At 35.5% G+C, this 21,890-nt stretch carries 15 protein-coding genes; 1 reads left to right on the top strand and 14 read right to left on the bottom strand.

Annotated elements, in window-relative coordinates; translation table 11 throughout:
- Nucleotides 1-829 precede the first annotated feature (829 nt).
- Nucleotides 830-1,495 carry a S24 family peptidase gene (locus tag BW983_RS02005; protein ID WP_076549513.1) on the top strand — a complete coding sequence of 222 codons (666 nt, stop codon included), beginning with the start codon at nt 830-832 and terminating at the stop codon, nt 1,493-1,495.
- A 71-nt stretch (nt 1,496-1,566) separates the two neighbouring features.
- Here the strand turns inward: BW983_RS02005 and BW983_RS02000 are convergent, their stop codons facing one another.
- From BW983_RS02000 to BW983_RS01940, 14 genes are all read right to left on the bottom strand, one after another.
- Nucleotides 1,567-2,400 carry a hypothetical protein gene (locus BW983_RS02000; RefSeq protein WP_139329204.1) on the bottom strand — a complete coding sequence of 278 codons (834 nt, stop codon included), beginning with the start codon at nt 2,398-2,400 and terminating at the stop codon, nt 1,567-1,569.
- A 210-nt stretch (nt 2,401-2,610) separates the two neighbouring features.
- Entirely contained in the window at nt 2,611-6,102 is a 3,492-nt protein-coding gene (locus BW983_RS01995) for a PKD domain-containing protein (RefSeq protein ID WP_076549509.1), read from the bottom strand.
- A 127-nt stretch (nt 6,103-6,229) separates the two neighbouring features.
- A complete protein-coding gene (locus tag BW983_RS01990; protein ID WP_076549507.1) occupies nt 6,230-9,463 on the bottom strand; it encodes an Ig-like domain-containing protein in 3,234 nt (1,077 codons plus the stop codon).
- The gene (locus BW983_RS01985) at nt 9,460-12,270 is read right to left on the bottom strand and encodes a hypothetical protein (protein ID WP_076549506.1); all 2,811 of its coding nucleotides are present in this window, start codon (nt 12,268-12,270) and stop codon (nt 9,460-9,462) included. Before BW983_RS01985 ends, BW983_RS01990 begins: the two co-directional genes overlap by 4 nt.
- Nucleotides 12,271-12,294: 24 nt before the next feature.
- Complete coding sequence (locus BW983_RS01980; protein ID WP_076549504.1) at nt 12,295-15,345, bottom strand: baseplate J/gp47 family protein; 3,051 nt, start codon at nt 15,343-15,345, stop codon at nt 12,295-12,297.
- 89 nt (nt 15,346-15,434) lie between these two features.
- Nucleotides 15,435-15,845: a GPW/gp25 family protein gene (locus tag BW983_RS01975; RefSeq protein WP_076549502.1), complete on the bottom strand. Its 411-nt coding sequence runs from the start codon at nt 15,843-15,845 to the stop codon at nt 15,435-15,437.
- A gap of 118 nt (nt 15,846-15,963) precedes the next feature.
- Nucleotides 15,964-16,254: a PAAR domain-containing protein gene (locus BW983_RS01970; protein WP_076549501.1), complete on the bottom strand. Its 291-nt coding sequence runs from the start codon at nt 16,252-16,254 to the stop codon at nt 15,964-15,966.
- A gap of 5 nt (nt 16,255-16,259) precedes the next feature.
- Complete coding sequence (gene vgrG, locus BW983_RS01965; RefSeq protein WP_076549499.1) at nt 16,260-18,005, bottom strand: type VI secretion system tip protein VgrG; 1,746 nt, start codon at nt 18,003-18,005, stop codon at nt 16,260-16,262.
- A 1-nt stretch (nt 18,006) separates the two neighbouring features.
- On the bottom strand, nt 18,007-18,747 hold the full coding sequence (locus BW983_RS01960; protein WP_076549498.1) for a CIS tube protein: 741 nt from the start codon (nt 18,745-18,747) through the stop codon (nt 18,007-18,009).
- On the bottom strand, nt 18,747-18,908 hold the full coding sequence (locus tag BW983_RS23940) for a DUF5908 family protein (protein WP_167369949.1): 162 nt from the start codon (nt 18,906-18,908) through the stop codon (nt 18,747-18,749). The genes BW983_RS01960 and BW983_RS23940 overlap by 1 nt, the downstream gene beginning before the upstream one ends.
- 202 nt (nt 18,909-19,110) lie before the next feature.
- Nucleotides 19,111-19,578: a phage tail protein gene (locus BW983_RS01955; protein ID WP_065393003.1), complete on the bottom strand. Its 468-nt coding sequence runs from the start codon at nt 19,576-19,578 to the stop codon at nt 19,111-19,113.
- A 2-nt stretch (nt 19,579-19,580) separates the two neighbouring features.
- Nucleotides 19,581-20,012, bottom strand: coding sequence for a phage tail protein (locus tag BW983_RS01950; protein ID WP_076549497.1), 432 nt, complete (start codon nt 20,010-20,012; stop codon nt 19,581-19,583).
- Between the two features lie 35 nt (nt 20,013-20,047).
- On the bottom strand, nt 20,048-21,403 hold the full coding sequence (locus BW983_RS01945; protein ID WP_076549496.1) for a phage tail sheath family protein: 1,356 nt from the start codon (nt 21,401-21,403) through the stop codon (nt 20,048-20,050).
- Nucleotides 21,404-21,426: 23 nt separating this feature from the next.
- On the bottom strand, nt 21,427-21,858 hold the full coding sequence (locus tag BW983_RS01940; protein WP_065393000.1) for a phage tail protein: 432 nt from the start codon (nt 21,856-21,858) through the stop codon (nt 21,427-21,429).
- Nucleotides 21,859-21,890: the final 32 nt, after the last annotated feature.

The following is a 21,890-nucleotide window of genomic DNA, read 5'->3' as shown; positions in this document are numbered from 1 at the left end:
AAATATTTAACCTTTGAGCAGATGCCTGAATCCATTATTAAGTTTTGTTTTTTAGGAAGTCGATTGCAGGTCTTTTTCCAATCGAAATATTACCCTGACTTCTTTCTTTTAAATTTTACTTTCATATAAATATTTCTACTGATGCTTGTAAGGAATTGATGTTTTATAGACAATTCAATAGTCAGATTTATATCCAGTGGCTTGTTTTGTAAAGTTGCACAACAGTCTATTTTGTTTTTATTAAATTATTATTAAAAAAGACTGAGTTTGTTTTACAAATTTCATTTGTTACTCAGAATGTATTACCCATTTTACGATGAACTATAATTAATCGATTTTTTATATGCTCAACGGTAGTATTATTCTACATTTTGGGATATTTTTTTATTTTTCAAGAAAATAAAGAACAAAAGGACTGCTTTATTCAGATAAGCTTCAAAAATAAACGCATTTCCACACCATAAAAACGAACAACAAACGAACAAAAATCATTTAAAATCAGTTAAAAAACGTAATTATTGCATTTCAATTAGATTAAAAAGATTATTTTTGTATTAGCCAGCGCTGGAAAAAGCAAAAAAAAAATTAAAATCCATTTACAAAAAGAACCAGGTAAAAAACAGTCACACAATCCTTTTAATTACATATTTTACAACATTTTATAAAACATCCAAAACACCAAATCAACATTAAGTTATAAATATAATTTTGTATATTTGCCATGTTTCGTTCTAACGGCGAAACAAATATACGAACATTGTTCGTTTTTCAAAACATAAAAGCGAATATTTTGCATATTTTTTCCATGTAAACTATTAAACACATCAAAATGAACTATTTAGAATTCAAAGAAATCAGGAAAAAGCTCAACATGAAGCAAGCTGATATAGCAAAATCTATAGGGGTAGGGACCCGAGCCGTACAATATTGGGAAAAAGGCGAACGGAAAATACCGGAAACAACGGCTTATTTTGTAACCAATTTATTACAGGAACAACAAAATAAACTTAATGATGACAGTGCTTCTCCCGTAGTTTTTTCAAATTTAAAGATCATGAATGTTCCGCTTGCGAATCAATATGCACAAGCCGGTTACTTAAGCAGATTTGCTGATGAAGAGTATATTGAAAGTCTTCCTACCATTCCTTTTACTGATGATATAGAACATCGTGGTGAATACATGTGTTTCGAAGTAAAAGGAGACAGCATGGATAACGGATCGTATGAAAGCTATCTGGAAGGTGATATTATTTTATGTAGAAATATCAGACAGGATTACTGGATGAGTAAGCTGCATTATGATAAGTGGGATTTTGTTATCGTTCACAAAGAGAAAGGTATTTTAGTGAAACGAATCATCAATCATGATGTTGAGAATGGTATTATTACCCTTCATTCTCTGAATGAATATTATGAAGACATGGAAATCCACCTTAAAGATGTTGCCAAACTCTTCAATATTATAAGTACAAGACGTAAGAATAACAGAAGATGATCAAAGAACGGATTTATTCAATAAAATCCTCAGTTTTTGAGGATTTTATTGAGATTTTTTGGTAAGCAATATTAGGTACTAGTACAATCCACCTCTTTAGTAAATTCAATCTCAGCGGTGTCTTTTTTTATAATATAAATTATATCCGGAGTAACATTCACAAACCTAATATAACCTAGTCCACGCGTTTTATATTTATCGTCTGCATCTATAAGAAATTTTCTTATATTTTCTTTTAATGCCGGTACAAGATTAGGCAAAAGAATTGTACTTCCTATCTTTGGAACAGGTGTATCACAAGTAGCTCTAGTCTTCCAGGAATAACCGTGCCCTCCATTACACATCACAGTTCCTACATCATCACCAGGTGCTAACCAATAGCACTCTAAAGGATCTTTCCATTCGCCGGATTTAAACTCCAAAACATCAGACCAAACCGAGATCACATCAATTCCTTTTGATTTACAATATCTTCTCATTCTTACGTATAAAAGCTTACCATCAGGGAGCTTTGCATCATTCATATCAATAGATTCTGATGGGTTGTTATAAAACCCAACCTTTGAATAAATAATGTGCGTAAATTCATCATCCAATGCTATCTGATATTCCAATGTTATAAGATCAACAGGATCAGCAAAATAATTTATTACCAACTGACCATATTCCACTTCTTCTACTGTATTTACCTTGGGCGGTTCACAAGTAGCACACTTCCCGACTATAAATTCAATTTTCTCTTCATCACTAACAGCACCTGCAGACAATTTAACTCTTAGATCATAACTACCAAGACTATTAATAGGCAATTTTATAGAATCTTCATTCAAATCATCTATTATGTTATAAGGAGTTTCAGTATCAGAGTCCGAAGGTTTATAATACGCAATTGCTTCTCCTATCAAGTCGGAAGATTCGTAATCTAGCTTAAATGAAACATCACATTTTAAACTTTCCATTTTTATTATGTTTTATTGTTATTATTATATTTTTCCTAATATCTAGAGAGGTACAATTCTACTAATGAAAAATACCTCCCTTAGATTATTAGATACGATATAAAGAATTTGTACTTAAGACAGCTCCTTATATCATATATTGAACTGAAATTAATTCTAACTCACCACGACCTTAATTGTACTGACTCCAAATGCATCACTACTAACATCTTTAACCAAAAGCTGGAATCTGTAAGTTCCACGACTTGGATTTTTAACGACAAGACTAGAATTATTAACATTCTCAAGAGTTACTTCCGGACCGTCTAGTTTACTCCAGAAATATTGAAGATCATCCAGATGAGGTATTGCTTTACCTGTGCCTTTTAACCCAAAAGTATTTTCAGTAAGCCCAAATAGATCAACATATAAAACATCATCCCCTCCCGGATAAGATGTAATAACAGGCAACTCAGGAGTACAGCAAGTTGAGACAGGCTTAAGACTCTTAATTACAAGCGTTGGGCGGTATTCTTTTTTATACTTAAGAATATTTGATACCGCTTCATTGTTTTCTTCGTCTACTACAACTGCCTTATAGGAATTTGTACCCACATTATTTATAAAATCCTCAAATATATTTCCTGATGGATTTCGTGTGAATAAACTCCATGTACTACCTCCATCAGTACTTTTATGAATCTGAATATCTTTAATATCACCATCTGCATCACTTGCCAAAACTTCAATTGAGTAGCTACAAGCAGGTTCTGTACAATCTCTATTTGCATTTCCTGATATATCATTCCATCTGATTGAAACTGATGGTGCGTGACTTTCTTTTCTATAAGACAGTATATTAGAAGTTACTTCATTACCTTTTTTATCAATAACAACTGCCCAGTACGACTGTTTACCTGCCTTGTTTATTGAATCCGAAAACATATTTCCTTCTGGGTTTTCCTTGAATAGAATAGATGTGCCTCCTTCAATACTTTTATAAATCAGAATTTTATCAATATCACCATCTACATCATCTGCAGAAACTACAATTGTGAAATTACAAACCGCCTCTCTACATAATCTTTCATCAAGTACTGAAGTGTCTTTCCATTTGATTGAGACAGTTGGGGGATGATTATTTTCATCTGGTCCGATTCCGATACTATTATATCCAGGAAGACCTGCAATACCTCCTTCTTCTCTACATGAACCCACTAAACCAAATCTAAAGTAGTATTTTTTACCTATAGGTCTTGTGATCGTCCTTTTTGGGGTATAAGATCCGGATTCAGTACTCCATCCCGCTGAAGGATTTTCCGAAACAAAAATATTCAAGCCAGTAACTGCCGAAAGGTCTGATGGTAAGTCCCAATTAAATGTGAATGTCTGGTTACCATTATCATTATCAACTACTGTGTAGGTAATATCTGAAACCACCGGACAAGCTTCTGTCAGAGGCAGATTTACCTCAATTGTTTCAGCACACTCACCACTAATTACTTTTACTTTTACGGTTGGAATTCTATAAATGTTCAGCTCAGAGAAAGCATACGTAACAATTCCTCTTTCATCCGGCGCCATATTAACCCAACGACCATTATCCCAGAAGTCCCAACTGTAAGTATAATCTCCAATATTTTCTCCTGAAATCTTAAAGTTAACTATAGTGTCTTTTGAATCTCCTTTTGGATAAGTAACAGAATCAGCTTTTATTTTGATATCCGGTTGTGGAAGTACTCTAACGGTACATTTAGTAGGTTTTCCGTTTACAGTAAAGCTAATTTCTTTATTATAAAGCTCAGCGCTCACCAATGATGGGTTAAGGAAATATCTTCCATCTATTAACACAACACCTCCGTTTAAGCCTCCAGTTACAACAGCTCTCACATCACCATTCATAGGATATACCGTGAAAGGGATCAGGTCTGATTTGGCGCAAGCAATAGGGCTTGGCAAGCTTAATTTAACGTCAATTTTTGGAGTACAGCATATGTAAGGAAGCGAAAAATCTGCAATCACTTTTGTATCTCTTCCTATATTATCAAAGATCAGTACAAAAGTACCTCCACGCTCTACACCACGCTTATGTTCTAGCCCATGATGTGCTTCTACATACTCATTGAAATATGCTGTTGAAAGGTCTTTGTTATTTACCAATTCCTGTAAAGACAATGCCATAATATCAAATCCCAGTTGTTGTTGGTCTCTAATTTCTTTTATCTTGTCAAAAGCTTCTCTGTAATCCATTCCGTGATGCCCTTCAATATTATAGAATGGATTATTGAATGTTATATTCTCAAGAAACGAGCGATTGTTTATTCTGTCAAAATTCCATGTTTTTAGAAGTGCCTCTGAAGCCTCATAGTAAAAAGGAATAGCTTTATTACTTAGTGGTTTTAACTTTTGAGACGGAGTAATTCTAATTTGACTTTTAGTGCTTGAAAGTCTAAAGCTTTGTACCTGCTGATTAAAACGACGGATCAAGAATTTAACCCTTTCCATTGCTTTTTCTTCATCTAAAACAGGTGAATTGTAAAACTGATGCCTAAAAGGATCCAGTTGTTTGTTGGGTATCAATTTCCCAAGCATCACATGTTTAGGAAAAGAAATCAAATCTGGAAGAGATACGGTAAATGCCTTAGGAAGTAATTTGATAATCTCAGAATAAGTATCCGCCAAATCCTGCACTGCATCATAAGCATACTGGAACCCTATTTCTTGGGTAAGAATATTTTCTAATGCGCTTTTAAAACCTGGATGAGATGCTGTTCCCATTCCTATTACCTGAGAAATTGCATTGATTTTCTCAAAAATAGCCTGCCCGTAATCATTTTTTTGTAAAACATCCTGATAAAGCTTTTTGATATCGGAAGGGAGAATATTTGCTTCAGCTTTATTATTTAAAATAAGTCTTTCTACAACTACTCTTTCTTGTTTTACCGGCTTCATAATATCCTTTAGAAACAAAGGATGAGGCTGAATAGTATCTCTTCTGTTGGGTACTACTTCACCGGTCACAGGATCAATGCTAAAACCAATCTGCCCAATAATATGAGCCATTTGTTTTTCTGTAGTAACCAGTACTTTGAGATTTCGTATTTGCTGGATTCCGTGATTATCACAATCTACTCCTCTACAGGGTTTAATATCTTTTTCGTAATCTTCCAGATAGAGCAATACACATTTGTTTTCCAGATTTGAAAGATTATTAATAGGCTGAAAATCAGAGGTTGCTTCTTCTTCTGTTGCCAGTTCCCAAAGTTCAATCTGTTTTGTCTTTTTATCGTCGTAAAACGGAGCATATCCTACTTTAAAGTTATCATATGCTTTAAAGTGTGTATATTTTTGGTTTTCTATGTTGATGGTTTTCAAATCACTCACATACAAATCTTTGCTCACTTCACTTGTTTTATTGAGGGTAAGCAAATCTCCGTCGGTTGTTATAGCTACTCCTTGGGAAAGCTGTATATTGTTCAACCGTTTATCAACATAAACGAGCTTAGGTTTGAAGCCACATACAACACCCACTCCCTCCAGCATTACTCTGGATAAACGATCCTGATCTTCAAAATAATCCAAAAATTCATTGAAGTGAGTTTTTTCTATGTATTGTCCTTTACTGAACTTTCGGTATCGGACTGCTATATTACTTAATTTATTATTCATTATTTTTCATTTTTAATGATTGATTAAGGTGATTTTCATAAACTTCTCAGGTAGAAATTCATCTACCTAAGAAGTATGTTATCACTACAGAATATGTCATTCTGAATTGTGAGATTTTTTCAGATGTTTATTTACCTCCACAACCATTTATAATTGCAGACTGGATGTCACTTGCCTTATAACTTGCGTTCCAAGAACCACCAGTTCCTGTAGCTAATTCTTGCCAGATATACACTCCGTTTATAGCTGCATTTACTCCTGATCCTAATACAATCACTTTAATTGATTTGGCAATACATTCATTCTTCAGCCTGTTTATTTCGTTAACATCAGCAGCAGTAGCTTTATCATCATCTCCTCCAGGAACTTCGTCTGTAATAATGATAACATATTTAGCTACATTATTTCTGAATGCTCCGGCGATATTATGCTCTATAACTCTGCTTAATGCCATATCGGTAGGCTCTGGTCCTCCTACTCCATATCCAAGGCTTAATCCACCTCCAGAATTATTCAGTTTTCTAAGCTGATCAGTAAATGATGAAACGTTATTGTCTTTCATCACTTCCATTGCAGTGATCCATTGAGAAGTTGTAGGTCCGTTATTAATAAATTTCTGAGCCGCAGGTAAACTTGTATAAGCAGGAACTGCTCCATAAGGAGACTCTGCTCCTCTTCTGAATTCATCTGCCAATACGATTCCTAATCTGTATTTATTTGGATGGGACTTTTTACTAATAGTTTCTATGATATCATTAGCTCCAGCTTTAGCTTCCTCAATCTGATATGCCATACTACCTGTATAGTCAAATATAAATACAACGTCCATACCTGAATCACATGGCGGCGGTGCAATACTGATCGTAACTGTCGCAATATTACTGTCAAATTCACCATCGTTGATGTAATATGTGAAAGAGTCAGTAAGGTTTGTTGAACCGTTATGTTTGTATTTAATCGTACCATCACCGTTTAGGCTTGCTGTACCATGAGTAGGCTGAGTTTTTATAAATACCGTTAACGCAGTATTTCCTAGGTCATAGTCGTTAGCTTTAACTGCAATGTCAACAAATCCTCCTACTTCTGTTGAAGCGTGATCATTCACGGCTACCGGAGGTGACTTAACGTCGATAAATACCGTTGCAATATTACTGTCATCTTTACCATCATTAACACAATAAGTAAATGAATCTGAAAGATTTGATGATCCATCATGGGTATAAACGAAAGTTCCGTTATTGTTTAAAATTACTGTTCCATATGACGGATCTGATTTTTTAACAACTGTTAATAGATCGTTATCCGCGTCATAATCGTTGTCCAGAACAGGTATAACGATTGTTTGCCCATGCATACATGAAACTTTATCATCCACAGCAATAGGTGGAATATTTGGTTTTCCTTTAGAACAACATACATACGGCAACGAGAAGTCTGCAAGCACCTGACTATTGGTTTCATCTTCGTAAATTAAAACAAAGGTTCCCCCTGGCTCTACTCCTGCCATGTGTTCTAAGCCTGATTTTCTCTCTAAAAATTCGCTTAAAAGCTCAGTTACCACTTCACTTTTCCTAGGATCTTCTTTTACAACAGTAATCCCGTCAGATGGTCCTTCTTTTGAGAATTCAGCTTTATTTAATAATTTTAATTTCTCGTCTAGTCTGGAGAGATTCAGCAGGGTACTTTTAGCGTCACCTTTATCACCACTGATCTCGCTGGAAATTGATTCTAATTGTTTTCTAAGTTCGTCAATAGACACTGTTTTTTCTCTTGATTCTTCACCGCTAGGTTTTCCACCTTCTTTTAAAAACAATGCAATGACATCGAAACCTAATCCGTATTTCGCTTTTAGATCGATGATGTTTTGTAATGCTGTTTTATAAGGCAATCCTAAGTGACCTTCAATTCTATAGAAGTCATTGTTATCAATGTTATAATTCAATGGATTCTGAACGAAGTCATCTTCCGCCAGATTGGCTGTATGATAACTTAAATTGTAGGTTTCTCTGTCTGTTTTTGTTTTTTCAAAGTTCCATTGAGTCAATAGAGGTTGATTGACATTATAGTAATAAGGAATTGCTTTGTCTCCCAATCTTACATTAATATTGGAAGGAGTAATTTTAATAGCTCCCATATAAGTCTGGAAACCGTTTACTTTCTGCACAAAACGATTGGCAAGCATCATCACTCTTTCATAATTTTCATCATCATTTGTTGTGATAGGTGAATTATAGAAATCATGACGGAAATCTGTATAATCTCCTAACTGCAATTTAGCTCCCACAGGTCCCAGCATAAGGTGTTTAGGGAACGCTGCTATACTTGGGCAACATTCTGCGTTCAGATATAATAGCAATCCTTTAATTTCGTTGTAGGTATCGATAAGATCTTTTAATAAATCATATCTGTATTGATAATCATCCAATCTTGATCTTGTGCTATCCAATAAAGAAATTAGTTTATCATAAAGCGTCTGCCCTCCAAGGTTCATGCTTACCCCAAGCGTAGCTGCAATCATATCAAAGCCTTTACTCAAGTCTCCTACAGCAGAATTGGCTTCCTCAAATTTAATTCTTAACTGGTTTGCACTTACAACATCGGCATTCAGAATAATTCTTTTGCTTTCTATCTTCGGTAAGTTATCAAAAAGCGTTTCATAGGCATTGTGAACGCTGTAAATATTGTCTTTCGCATCACCTTCAGTCATAAGGTCAGAAAGAGATGTAGGATCTGCTAAAAGTACTTTAAGATTAGAAATCTGCTCAGATCCGGTATGATCACAATCTGCATCCTGACAAGGGTTTTCGTCATTCGAATAACTTTCTAAATAAAGGATTACAATTTTATCAAATAACTTATCAATATCTTTTACAAGCTTAAAGCCTGCGGAAGTGTCTTTAGGTAGTTTTGCATATTCACTTTCTGTAATCAATTCTAAAAGAGGAATCTGGTTCCCTGCAATACGAAAGTTTTCGTATTCCGCTACATCATCATATTCTCTATAATATTTATAATAGTTGGTATCGAAGTTTATCTCAGCTACTGATGGTGTATATGATCTTCTTAACATTACCAGATCTCCGTCTGTAGTGACTCCGGCACCTTGTGTAATGGCAAGGGTATTAGTATTATCTTCACCAGGTCCTGGTCTGAATTTCTGTAATTCTCCTGGTTCTAAAAGTGAATCTACGAACCTTGATTTAAAGCCACATACGATTCCTACACCATTCAGACGTGTTCTTGACAATCTGTCCTGATCTTCGAAATAATCTAAAAATTCGTTTAATTGCCCTTCTGTTAACGCTTGATTATCGTTGAACTTTCTATATTGGGTTGTTACATTATCTAATTTGGTATTCATTTTTTATCAATTTTATATAAGTTTGATTGTCCTAATATGATCTTTCCGTCTAATATGTCACTATCATCCGCGGCACAGTCCAGAAGTCTTCCTGGTTTATAGATATTATTTAAGTTGCCCAGTGCATCCAATAAATCTGTAATGCTGTTTCCTAGGTTCTCAGTATTGTTTCTTGATTTATCTGAGAGATATTTTTTATAGGCAGCTTCAAATTCTGCCAGGTCATTCTGTGCGGCTTGTTTTTCACTCAATCGATCTCCTACCCAGCAAATTTTTGCCAGAATATGAGCTGGAATTTCCTGTCTGATCACTGTTTCTGCATAGCGTCTGAAATCAGGATCCTGAAAACGATAAGCAAAACCTGGAAGAACAACACTTACACGGTAAGAATAAGGATCATAAACTCCGGCTTCACAACCTTCACAAGAGGACATAAGAGCTTCTGAATAATTTTTCGAACCTGTTGTAGATTCTTTTTCTACAAGATCATATGCCACTTTAAACGTTTCTCCGATTGCCATACAACCAATACCTCCCATAAGCTTATAATCTTTAGCGGTTGGTTTCAGCAGTAAATGTTCAACAAGGAAAATACCTTCTTCTGTGAATTCATATTTAAAATACTTTACTGTTTCTTCGATGCCGTCTGCCAGATCATTTAAAGATGTATAAGGATTCGTTTTCTTATGGGTAGCAATTACATTTTTCTTTACTGGATCGTCTACAATCTCAAAATAGTAGTTTCCTCCTCCTGAAAGATTAATTTTTATATTTCCGATGATATCACCTTCATATTCGCCCTTTTTCAATTGTTCCAATGCATTTTCAAGGTCTTCCTGATCTATTTGGATGGTCTGATAAATTGCATCATTCAAATTCTGGGTTGCAATATGTTCAAGTTTGTAGCTGTTGACAGATGATAAGATAATATTCCCTTTGCTGTCTTTTATTTTCCAGGTATAGCTTTTCTTACCTTCATTATCTTCTGTTACAATGATTGAAACCGGAGATTGCGAAAGATTTCTTTGTCTATAATCTTTGATTCCAAGCAAACGGGCAACTCTTTTCTGAACACCGGAAACGTTTTTACCATTCCAGACATCCAAATCTCCAATCAATGTATAATTATACCCTAAACCTCTGTCTTTACTTAATGATGGATACTCTTTTAAGAAGTTTTCTTTGTTCATTAAGACAATTTCGTCAGTAGATTTTCCGTACAGTGATTTCATTAAGAAAGTATAATCACTGAACGTCTCTGCAAAACGGGAAATCAAGTGATCTAAAACTTCATTTCTACGTTCAACGCTGTTATCCAACTCTCTATATAGTGAATCTGTCAGTTTATCATCACTTTCAGTATCATATTCATGGACCAGTTCATCAAAACCTTTAATATCTTTAAGGGCTTGCGTGAAATACGTTCTTTTTAAATTACCATTAACACTTAATACTTCTTTGATCTTTTCAAGGTGTTTGAAGTAGCCGGCAAGGATCTGATCAAAAAACAACAGGTAACCCTTCATTTGTTTAGCCAAAGCTTCTCTCTCCGGGGTTTGATTTCCTATAATTCCTGATTCTCCTACTCCATAAGTATCGGGGAATTCATTCAGGATGGTAGCATAATTTGCTATATCATATGAAGTTCCTTTTGGCAGGGCTAATTCTTTATTTTGTTTTGCATCATCTCTGAGTACTTTTTCTTCTCTTTTAAGAGTTTCTAAGTAATCCTGAACCTTTTTGTCATTGATATTTAAAGGAAGTGCACCCTTGCTGTAACTGAATGAACTCAGCTCGCACATTTCCGGTTTTCTGCCTTTTTCAATGCAGATCATCCAATCATTATTTTTTCTGATCACGTTGTCACAACCTGCAATAGAAACGTCATGAATTTCTTTAACACCATCAATTTTCATAATCTCACTGATAATATCGGAAAGACGGACTTCTCTTCTCAACTGGCTGTTTTTAAGCTCTTCAGTATCAATAAAACCATTATTCAAAAGTGGTCCTTCAAAAATCTGATCTGTGCTCAGACCTTTTTCAAGCATTTGTTTCAATGAATAAAAATGAACCTCAGGAGACAGATAGTTATTGATTGTTCTGAGTACTTTTGCATGCACCAGTTCTTCATCTGCTTTACTTACAAGCCCGATACGGGCACACACCGCTACTTTTTGAGTTTCAACTTTTTTAATTTCAGCTAAATCTTCACAAAGTCCTCTATTGGAATGATAGCGATCTAATATCTGGGTATTTACATTTGATTTCTCGCACCCTACTCCATCAGCATCAATCTCTTCGGCATAGTCTACGTAAAGGTCATACAAACCTTTTATATCAAAGCTTTTATTCTTTTCTCCGATAGGTTTAAAGTCTAAATTCCCGGTTTTACAATCTACGTAAAGCTTTTCCGTTTTAGGAACCAACCAACAATTTCGGATCGGTCTTACAATCCCTCCAGCCATGCTGATATCTATAAACAGTTTTCTGTAATCCAGCTCAGTTAAAGGTCTTGAAGGTAAAATTTCCGTAGCCTTCAGGAATTGTGTATGAATATCTTTTTTTACATCATCGGATGCTAAAATATCTTCCATATTCAGGTTCATTCTCATTCCCAGATCCGTTATGGCATAACTTAAAACTTCCAAAGTGGTGATCCCGGGATCATGAGAATTATAATCGGTCCAGAGTTTTCCTCCTAACTTTTCTATGTATTCAATCCCTGTTTTGCGTAGAAAATGAAAATCTGTCTGATCCCCTGTTTCTATATTTTTTGATATACTAATATGTTTATTTTCTGACATGATTATGTTTCTTCTTATTTATTATTAAATACATACCTGATCTGTAATAGTAACATCGTGCTGTTTAGCTGATACCAAAATTGATTTTGGATCTACTTCAATTAAAGATTGTCTCTGTATAATATTATTTACCAGGATTTTAACTTCATCAATGTAATCTACATAATACAGCTGCTCCAGGTAATTAATCAACTGATTAACATTCAATTCTACATTAAAATCAATGTCTTTAGTGTCTGTGAATGCCCAAGGCGATATGTATTTTTTAATATCTTCGTCCAGCTGCTTGAGGTAGAATGTTTCATCATACTGTTCGAAGAACTTTACCTTTGTCTGTACTTTTGCTTCCTTATAATTAGGATTAACCACTTGAGCTTTTACATGCATTGTATTCAATTCATTGATGTAATTCTGAATTTTATTCAAAGTAGCTCTGCTTACTCTTGGCTGATAGACATCAAAGGCGTTTTTATTTTTAATATTCGGTACTACCATTAGGGTTACATGTCCAGGAGCCATATAGGATAATTCGGAAGTATGGTTTAAACATTTTACTTTAAAAACCTCCGGAAACTCCTGTAATATCAGTTGTTCGTAGTCCCATTGTGTAATAGCTCTGTGTTTATGTCTCAATCGCTCACTTACACGTCTGTAAAACTCAGGATCTGTTTCTTTATATTTACCGTCAAACGAGTTATAAGGCTGATCTACTGATTTTACCTGAGCAACTCTTGTGATCAGTTTAGAAATGGTTTTTGCTGCCAATCCGTTATTAAGGTGAGACAAGTCATTTTCCTGATTTTGGAATGTAGCTACAACTGCCTGAGTATAAATACCCTGAACTTTGCATACCGCATCATAACTTCTTTGGGATTTTGCTCTGATCCAAACCAATCCATCGGTAAATCTTGTATGGCTAGTATTGATATCCTTAGGAACTTTAAACTTCACAATTCCGGATTCAAGGAATTTTCTGGTTTCATTCTGCAGCATATAATCTGATAAACTTTTCCAGGTATCTCCTGAAAGGTAGTGCCACTCTATAAATTCTTTTTCAAGGAAGGTATCTACTAAGGCGTTTTCGCTTCCTTCCAGCATCTGGATCAATAATGAAACTGTTGTTTGGGGCATTGCTTCCAAACCGATATATAATTCACCTCCGTTTTGATGTACCGGTACAATCGCTTTTTTATCGGCTTCTTTTTCATATTGTCCGAAAGCATCTTCATGATATACTTCTACTTCTCTAGTCTTTGAGGCAACTCCGGCTGAGTTGATGTCCAGATAAGAATATGCTGTTTCCTTTGCACTGTAGCTCAACTCTATATCTTCAGCAATAGGAATATAAGGTTCGTTTGGAATCAGTTTTTTATATTTTGGATCACTTGATAATGTCAATGTATATAGCTTAGGATATACATCCTGTAATGATGACTGGTTAAGGGTTAATCTGATGATTTCACTTGTTCCCGCCTCATTTCTGATATTATTTACAGAGAACTGGGTTTTGTAAGCGTTACCTACTTTTTTAAATACATCAATTCCATTGGCTTTAGTATACCAGATTTCCTTATCCATTAAGGCAACATCTGCTTTAAAATAAGAATCAGAACCTACAATGGATGGGCTTTCAGATGCTTCAAAATCACTTAAACTGATGTTTTGATTGGGCTGAATCACATATCCGCTGTATAAGTCTTTAATGGAATCCGGAGTATTTTTCCAGTTTATCGTAATGTCTGCATTCTTCCATTTTTTGGAAAACATTTCAGGACATTTGATGAAAAAATTAGATCCTTTAATAGGTTGTGCAGTGAAAGGATAATAAGGCTTTTCTGAATTTAATTCACCATTATCATTTTCAATCTGAATTGATTTCATCCCTTTTACATCAACTCCTATTTCAATGTTTTTTATTATTTTTTCTGAAAGACCTTCGTAAACATCGTAGTATTTCTCTCCTTCGATCATAAACCTTACGACAGGGAAATTGGTTTGAAATGTTTCTGAAAGTACTTCTTTATCATATTTTACTACGGAAGGGAAATCTTTAGATAATGTAAAAGAAAGTTCCAATCTCTCCTTTTCGTTTTTAATACATTTTAAAACAATACCGGATAGCCATTCTTTTTCCCCGCTACAAAGCACCTTGATATTATTTTCAATATCTGTTGTTGAAAGGTTATATAATTTCTCATCAGAATTTTTATTAAAATCAATCTTAAGGGTTACTGTTCTTTCACCTTCTTTCAAATCAAATAATGATGATGCAACAGAGAATCCCAGTTTGGCTTTTGGAAGATCTTTATAAATAGATTTACTTGAATTGGCTTCATCAGAATTATATCCAAAAGGCCACCAATAATTGCTGTTTTCCGGCAATTTATCACCTAATCCGTCTGCAGAGTTTGCTACGGGAGCCATTTTCAGTTCTCTTTTTTCAGCATCATTTAAGAAGCTTTTGATCTCAACTACTTTTGCCTGGTTGGCAATAAGTTCGTCTCCTGTTTTGTAAATTCTTTTTTTTCCGCCAGCGTCTTTGCCTCCATCCAGCAATGTACCGGCTGGAATTTTTTCCTGAATTGCCTTTTTTGCGAGTTCAAAAATCACATAAGCTTTGTCTGCTTTGGCTTCATTTTTTTCAATTTGAAGTATTTCGTTGTAGTAGAAATCAAGATGTCTTTTGGTAAGGTTATTGAAGGCTTTTTTCGAGAAATCCAATAATTTCAAAAAGCATACAAATAATGTCAGGTGTGGAGTCAGACTGCTATCCTGTTCAAACTGGGACATAAGATCTGTAACCTGTTTTTTCATACTTTTATACTCAACGCTTTCTCTACGCGGGATCGCTTTAGTATCGTCACCCAGGAAGAAGTTTCCCCATTTTCCTTTTGGTTTTGTATTATCACCTTTGTCAAAATAGTTTACACTTCTGGCAAAATTGTTTGCGAATAATAGCCAATCAAACAAATCGAAATCGTGTAATTCAAGATTGCCAGGATCTAGTTCTGCTAAAAAGCGCTGCATTTGTGATTTTCCTTCACGATAATGTGAAAATGTATCTGTTTTTTTCATTTGTTTATATTTATCTTTCTATGGTCAGATGCAATACTTAGTGTAGTGTTTGGTAGTATTCAAAATGGCTACAGACATCCCGTAATTCATTATATTTCGGTAGCTTCTCCTTTGTAAAAAGGGAAAACCATATTGCTTCTTGTATTAGTATTTCTTACTTCGTAGTCAACTTCTATCAAAACTTCTCCCTGAAGTTCTTCCTGGGTATTGATTTCAATACTTAGAATATTGATTCTGGGTTCATGATATAAAATAGCACGCTCGATGATTCCTTTCATCTGGGTAATCAGCGTTAAGTCCAGAGGTTTAAAGAGCATTTCATGCAGATCACATCCGTAGTTTGGAAACATTACCCGTTCACCCGGACGTGTTGACAGTAAAATCATAAGGCTATTGTTGATGTCTTCTACATCTGTGGTCATTGTCAGTTTTCCTTCAGTCTCGTTAAACTCAGGTGGAAAACTCCAGCCTGTTCCTAAAAAATCTGTATTTATTTTCATACGTTATTTGTTATATTTAATGTTAACATCTTGCATCTGCTGCATAGAGTTTTGGTTATTTTAACCGTATTGTTATTGATGTTTTACATTGTAATTGTAGCCGGATAATTTTTCAATATTATCCGCCTATTAAAACAGTAGCTTCTCCAGCGGTTATTACACCTCCATGAGCGGTAGAGTCTCCCATTCTTGCGGCTTGTTTCCCGCCAATTAACACGCTTGAGGAACCTGATGCAATTGTATCCATAGGACCTGTACACATTGCTTTATCTCCTACTCTTGCTGCCGGCATTCCGCCAATAAGTACAGTGGGTTCTCCCGCCGGAATGATAGGACCGCCTACATGTGGAACATTTCCGGTCACCATGGGGCAGGTGTGCATATCTGTAATTCTTGCTGCTGGTTTCATGATGATTAATTGATTTTAACTTGTGATCCTTTTACTACTGTTACAGCTCCGGATTTAAGCTCTGTACCGGAACTTCCTTCGGCTTTTAGCTGAGCACTAGCCTTTACATTAATATTCTTTCCTTCCATATTAATGTTACCTTTTGCTTTTATCTTGATGTCTTTTCCACTTTCCATACTAATACCATCTTTGTTGAGAGTAAGAATATTAGAGTGTTCATCTTCAATTTTAATAACATCGGCATCTTCGTCCAAGATCACTTTTTTGCCTTTTGGTGTTTCAAGGGTGTATGAAATTTTATCGTCATTAAAGATCATTTTCATTTCACTTCTGGTGACAAATCCTTTTTCGTGATTATCATCGGAGGCTACAATGGGAGCTGGTTTTGTGCTGCTGTTTAACATTCCGAGTACAACGGCATCGTTGGGATCATCATTAATGAATCCAATAATGACCTCATCTCCGATTTCCGGTCTGAAGAATGATCCTCTGTTTTCTCCTGCATCAAGTGTGGCTACACGTGCCCAGATTCCTTCTTCTTCATTATTAATGATTGGAATCTGTACCAGAATTCTATCTTCACCGTCCGGATCTGATTCCAACTGAGAGACTTTTCCTACGTGCAATCCGCTTATTGCCGGAATAATTCCTGAACCCGGCATTTCACTTACGTCATAAGTTTCTGAGAACCATGTTGGGGAAAGCCCAAACTGAGCATCAACAAGCCAGTTTCCATCCGCTATTTCGTGACGGGCTCCTGTTACATATATTTTCCCGTTGAATCGGTTTCCAACTCCTTGTAATGTCAATGAAACTCCTGGCTTTACAGATGGAATTCCCTGGAATTTTACTCTTCCTCGTGTTTTTGCCAGCTGCTGGAAGGTTGCTTTGGCGTCTCCCCATTCCTGTAATTCGCTTTGAGTAAGATTTCCGCCATGTCTAAGTTGTAAATCTTCTATTCCAAAGACATCTGCTAAATCGCCTGATGAAAGATCTCCATTGAGCTTGATTGCAGGATCCTGAGCTTCCACTTCTGTCAGCTCCTGATCTGTATAGCTCCATGTTTTGGCTGTAATCTTGTTAAACTGGTCTCTGGCGTCAATTTCTCCGTCAAATTCATGTACTGATGATCCATAAACCACTGTTTCTACGGCTTCTCCACTAAAATCAGGTTTAGCAATTTTGATGGTTCCGTCTTCAACGAAACAAAGTTTACCATTTGCCTGCGCTCTGGTTAGCATGAAATCCCAATCGGATGCTCTATACTGAACCAGTTCTTTATGTGAGTTGGAAGTAGCTTCTACATCAGCAGTAAGTCCGTTATTACTGATCAATTCTTCAATTACGTCGCTATCTGTGCTTTCATAGAAGTATTTGCTTTTTCTCCCTAAGGTCATTTTCACAGCCTTATCCCTACATTCTATGATGAGGTAGGAGGAACCGTTTCTCACTTTTATATTATGCTTTACAACAACTCCTTTAAAAATGGTTTCTTCTTCAGAGTGATAACCTGCTGTGATTTCGATTTCTTTTCCTGGAATTAAAAGATCTTCATTACTTAATTTGAAGTCTTGCTCGGGTGCACTTCCATCTAAAATTACAATGCGGGCGTAAGGAATTCTGTTGACCTCTTTTTCTACAACAATGCTTTTCACACCATATTTGCCTGGTAATTCTGTACCTCCGGACATCACTTTAAAAGTTATTAAGTCTGGATTTTTTGATGTTTGTATGTATCCGCTATTGTTCATATTATGATATTTTTTCTATAGGTGGAAAGTAGAGTTCACTCCCTGGCTTTAATTGTCTAAAATTGATAAGACCATTTATTTTAGCTACTTCCAGATAGTACTTAGAGTCTCCGTAAATTTTTTCAGTCATTAAGGGTAACGTATCTCCGTCTTGTACTGTTCTTTTATGTGTAAGATCCGGGGACGATTTTTTTACTTTTTGCGCTATAAGCTCTTGACTAATTCCTTCTAAAAAAGTTGCTTTTCCAATAGCTCTTAAAGGAGTTCCATCTTTATTAAACATCTTATAATCTATTGTAAATTCAGTGAGAGTTCCTTTAAATTCAAATTCTCCCCAAATAACAATAACACTATATGGCTTATGGAATGACCCCTTAAATTCACCTGTCGCTTCATAAAAACGTTTTAATTGTTCCTTAACAGTCTTATGCGAGAACTTATTTTTTTTTATGACATTGATAAGCTTATTACCTTTATACGCTTCTGTTACTCCCGTACCATCAAATAAAAACTCCATTTGTAATGCCTGGGGAGATACTTTAGTAAATTTTGGATTACTTCCAGGAGCCCCTTGCTCTTGTGTAGTATTATATTCTATCTTACTTGTAAAAGAAAAACCAGTAGGATTAATGAGAGCTTCAAAGGCATCACTATCAATGACACTTTCAAACCCATTATCCTTATAGGTTCCTATTTTCACTTTTAAGATTTCCCCTCCAGTTTTCTTTAGTTCTCCTATCATTATCTTTCTTTTTTACGTTGTTCAATATTCACTACTTGTTCCACGCTTTCACTCACTGCCTGCATAAGCTTTGCTTCATCTACGGATGTTGCATTTGTTGTTGCGGCTGCTTTTTCGTCCACATTTATTTTAATGTGAAGCTCTTTTATTTCTATTGGCATTTCGTTTATTTTTAATCAATTATAAATACACAAAATACTTACAATCAATGATTTAACATTTTATATTAAAAAAATCTAGGCACATGAAGGGTGTGTTCAGTCTCTTGTATAGACCAATCGGTTGTTTTTTTATGAAAAAAGATGTTGGTAAAAGTTATCTTTAAACTAACACACGTTCAGGTGCTTAGATTTGATTTAGAAATTACAAGCCTAAGCTTGCTAAAGATGAGGGTATTGTGAAATATCTATATTTCAGTTCTATTGTTTCAATAGCCAGTTTGCTTTCTTCTGCATTGAATTCTGATACTTCCCACTTTACAGGGTAAGCTCCTACTACGTTCCAAACCATTAAAGGTGCTGTAGACTGAATGCCGCCTGATAAAGTAATGATCAGATCTCTGGGTTCAAACTCAAAGTTTTCCATAGCATTTCTGCACCAGCTGATCAATCCGGAACTTACGATTAACCCACGTTTAAGAACTAGATTAGGATATTTGGGTCTCAAAGGAAGCTGATGTGTAAACCTGTTTTCGCCTCCTTCGGCATATTCTTCTGTTCCAATTTCTGTTGATAAACCAGATATAGACTGAAATCTGGAGTCAATACCCTCTGTTGTTGAAATCCCGTTAACAATAAAAGAGAAACTGGTTGGAGGATATAAAACTGCCATGATTAGTTATTTTCAATAGTTAATCCTTCGTGAGCAATCTCTAGCGTTTCCACTGCTACCTCATTACCTTCAGCTTTCAGGTCTGTTGATAGTAATTTAACCGGGAATGCATTTTTCACTTTCCATGTTACTGCAGGCTCTCCGTTTTCATCAAGAAGGGAGATTGTAATAGATCTACGTTCTACTGTACTTGACTGCATCGTCTGGAACCAAGCAAAGAATTCGTTATCTTTTTTGAAAGTTCCTCTCTTTAAAGTGATATTAGAACTAGTTCTCAATCCAGGTAATTTAATTTTATTAAAGTCCGGGCTGGCACCGTGTCTGTACTCGATTACAGCTGCTTCAAGGTTTAAACCTGTTACTTCCTGGAATCCTACTTTTGCTCCACCCCAATCTACTTCAAAGGCAAACTTTACTAATGGATATGTACTCATAATTTTATTTATATTTAATTGTTATTTAGTTTATTTTATGCTTCCTGTAATTTGTGAGAAAAACGTAATACGATGAATTCAGCAGGACGTACTGCAGCCAAACCAACCTCAATATTCATTCTTCCTTCTAAAATATCCTGAGCAGACATTGTTCTATTTAAACCAACGCTTACATAAAAAGCTTCTTCTGGTTTGCTTCCTGCTAATGCTCCGTCTCTCCATTGCTGATCAAGGAAATTTTCGATCATTGCCTGTACACGAACCCATGTATTGGCTGTATTCGGTTCAAAAACGAAACGTTCTGTAGCTTTTTTCACGGATTCTTCCACCATGTTGAATAAACGTCTTACAGATACATATTTCCATTCATTACTGTTTCCGTCTAATGTTCTTGCTCCCCAAACTAATGTTCCTTTTCCTGCAAAAGTTCTGATCGCATTAATAGATTTTCCAGCTTCTGCATCAATATTCAGAGTTTTCTGATCTTCGTTAGAGATTTTTTCTGTAGGTGCCACTACATAGCTAAGTCCAACGTTAGCCGGTGCTTTCCATACTCCTGAAGTACTGTCTACTTTAGCGTATACCCCTGCAATAGCAGATGAAGGAATCAATACGACTCTCTTAGATTCAATTGCTTTTTTAGCTTGGTTATATAAATCTGAGTTGCTTGATTTTAAATCAGACAGGAATGTTTCTTCTCCGCTTCCTCCAGCAAATGATGGAACAACAACATTTACCTTTACCTTCTTGTCATTATAGTTATAACTTAAAACAGTTTCTAATTTTGGGTGATAAGCAGCTCCATATTTTAAATGCTCTCCACTTGGTCCAACTCCTACACCTGCTCTAAAGTTTTTAACAGCGTCAGGACCGTCACCCACAACATCCATGATAACAAATCTGTCCTTTAATAATTCTGCCTGGCTTAAAGCATCACCGTAAATACTGTAAATACCGTTACCTAATGCTTCTCCGTCTGGGAAAACAATAAGAGTAGGCTCATCTTCTTTTTCTAAAGTAGCAAGACCTGCTTTCAAATCAGACGGGTTTACCGTTGATGGAAAACCTGATTCCAGATCTCCAACAGAAACGATATAACATGGTCCACCGCCATTCGCAAAGTACATTTGCATAGCGTAATACATTTTGAAAGGACTTAATACTACATTTGCTTCTACAGAAGTATCTTCAATGGTAATTTCGAAAGCTTCTTCATTTGCTTTTCCAAAAATTGTTTCATACTCCAACATAGAAGAAATTCTTGTTGGTTCATTTCTTGGACCTTTATCCGAGTAACCAATAAAAGCTGGGATAGCTGTTTCTACTTGTGCTACTGATGGTGGAAATTTTGCGTGTTCCTCTACGTAAACTCCTGGTGTTTTGTAATTCATTTTTTTAAAATTTTAAGTTAATGTTAGTTATTTTCAATAGTTAACCCTTCGTGGGCAATTTCTAAGGTTTCCACTGCTACCTCATTACCTTCAGCTTTCAAGTCTGTTGATAGTAATTTAACCGGGAATGCATTTTTCACTTTCCATGTTACTGCAGGCTCTCCATTCTCATCAAGAAGAGAGATTGTGATAGATCTACGTTCTACTGTACTTGACTGCATCGTCTGGAACCAAGCAAAGAATTCGTTATCTTTTTTGAAAGTTCCTCTTTTTAAAGTAATGTTAGAACTAGTTCTCAATCCAGGTAATTTAATTTTATTAAAATCCGGGCTGGCACCGTGTCTGTACTCAATTACAGCTGCTTCAAGGTTTAAGCCTGTTACTTCCTGGAATCCTACTTTTGTTCCACCCCAATCTACTTCAAAGGCAAACTTTACTAATGGATATGTACTCATAATTTTATTTATATTTAATTGTTATTTAGTTT

Source organism: Chryseobacterium ureilyticum, assembly GCF_900156735.1.
GTDB lineage: Bacteria > Bacteroidota > Bacteroidia > Flavobacteriales > Weeksellaceae > Chryseobacterium > Chryseobacterium ureilyticum.
The sequence above is the reverse complement of the archived record's forward strand: the minus strand, read 5'-3'. Positions and strand labels throughout refer to the sequence as shown.

Excerpts from the sequence above, each read along its gene's own strand:
- BW983_RS02005 (WP_076549513.1), top strand. The coding sequence starts at position 830 with ATGAACTATTTAGAATTCAAAGAAATCAGGAAAAAGCTCAACATGAAG.
- BW983_RS01995 (WP_076549509.1), bottom strand. The coding sequence starts at position 6,102 with ATGAATAATAAATTAAGTAATATAGCAGTCCGATACCGAAAGTTCAGT.
- BW983_RS01990 (WP_076549507.1), bottom strand. The coding sequence starts at position 9,463 with ATGAATACCAAATTAGATAATGTAACAACCCAATATAGAAAGTTCAAC.
- BW983_RS01985 (WP_076549506.1), bottom strand. The coding sequence starts at position 12,270 with ATGTCAGAAAATAAACATATTAGTATATCAAAAAATATAGAAACAGGG.
- BW983_RS01980 (WP_076549504.1), bottom strand. The coding sequence starts at position 15,345 with ATGAAAAAAACAGATACATTTTCACATTATCGTGAAGGAAAATCACAA.
- BW983_RS01975 (WP_076549502.1), bottom strand. The coding sequence starts at position 15,845 with ATGAAAATAAATACAGATTTTTTAGGAACAGGCTGGAGTTTTCCACCT.
- BW983_RS01970 (WP_076549501.1), bottom strand. The coding sequence starts at position 16,254 with ATGAAACCAGCAGCAAGAATTACAGATATGCACACCTGCCCCATGGTG.
- vgrG (WP_076549499.1), bottom strand. The coding sequence starts at position 18,005 with ATGAACAATAGCGGATACATACAAACATCAAAAAATCCAGACTTAATA.
- BW983_RS01960 (WP_076549498.1), bottom strand. The coding sequence starts at position 18,747 with ATGATAGGAGAACTAAAGAAAACTGGAGGGGAAATCTTAAAAGTGAAA.
- BW983_RS23940 (WP_167369949.1), bottom strand. The coding sequence starts at position 18,908 with ATGCCAATAGAAATAAAAGAGCTTCACATTAAAATAAATGTGGACGAA.
- BW983_RS01955 (WP_065393003.1), bottom strand. The coding sequence starts at position 19,578 with ATGGCAGTTTTATATCCTCCAACCAGTTTCTCTTTTATTGTTAACGGG.
- BW983_RS01950 (WP_076549497.1), bottom strand. The coding sequence starts at position 20,012 with ATGAGTACATATCCATTAGTAAAGTTTGCCTTTGAAGTAGATTGGGGT.
- BW983_RS01945 (WP_076549496.1), bottom strand. The coding sequence starts at position 21,403 with ATGAATTACAAAACACCAGGAGTTTACGTAGAGGAACACGCAAAATTT.
- BW983_RS01940 (WP_065393000.1), bottom strand. The coding sequence starts at position 21,858 with ATGAGTACATATCCATTAGTAAAGTTTGCCTTTGAAGTAGATTGGGGT.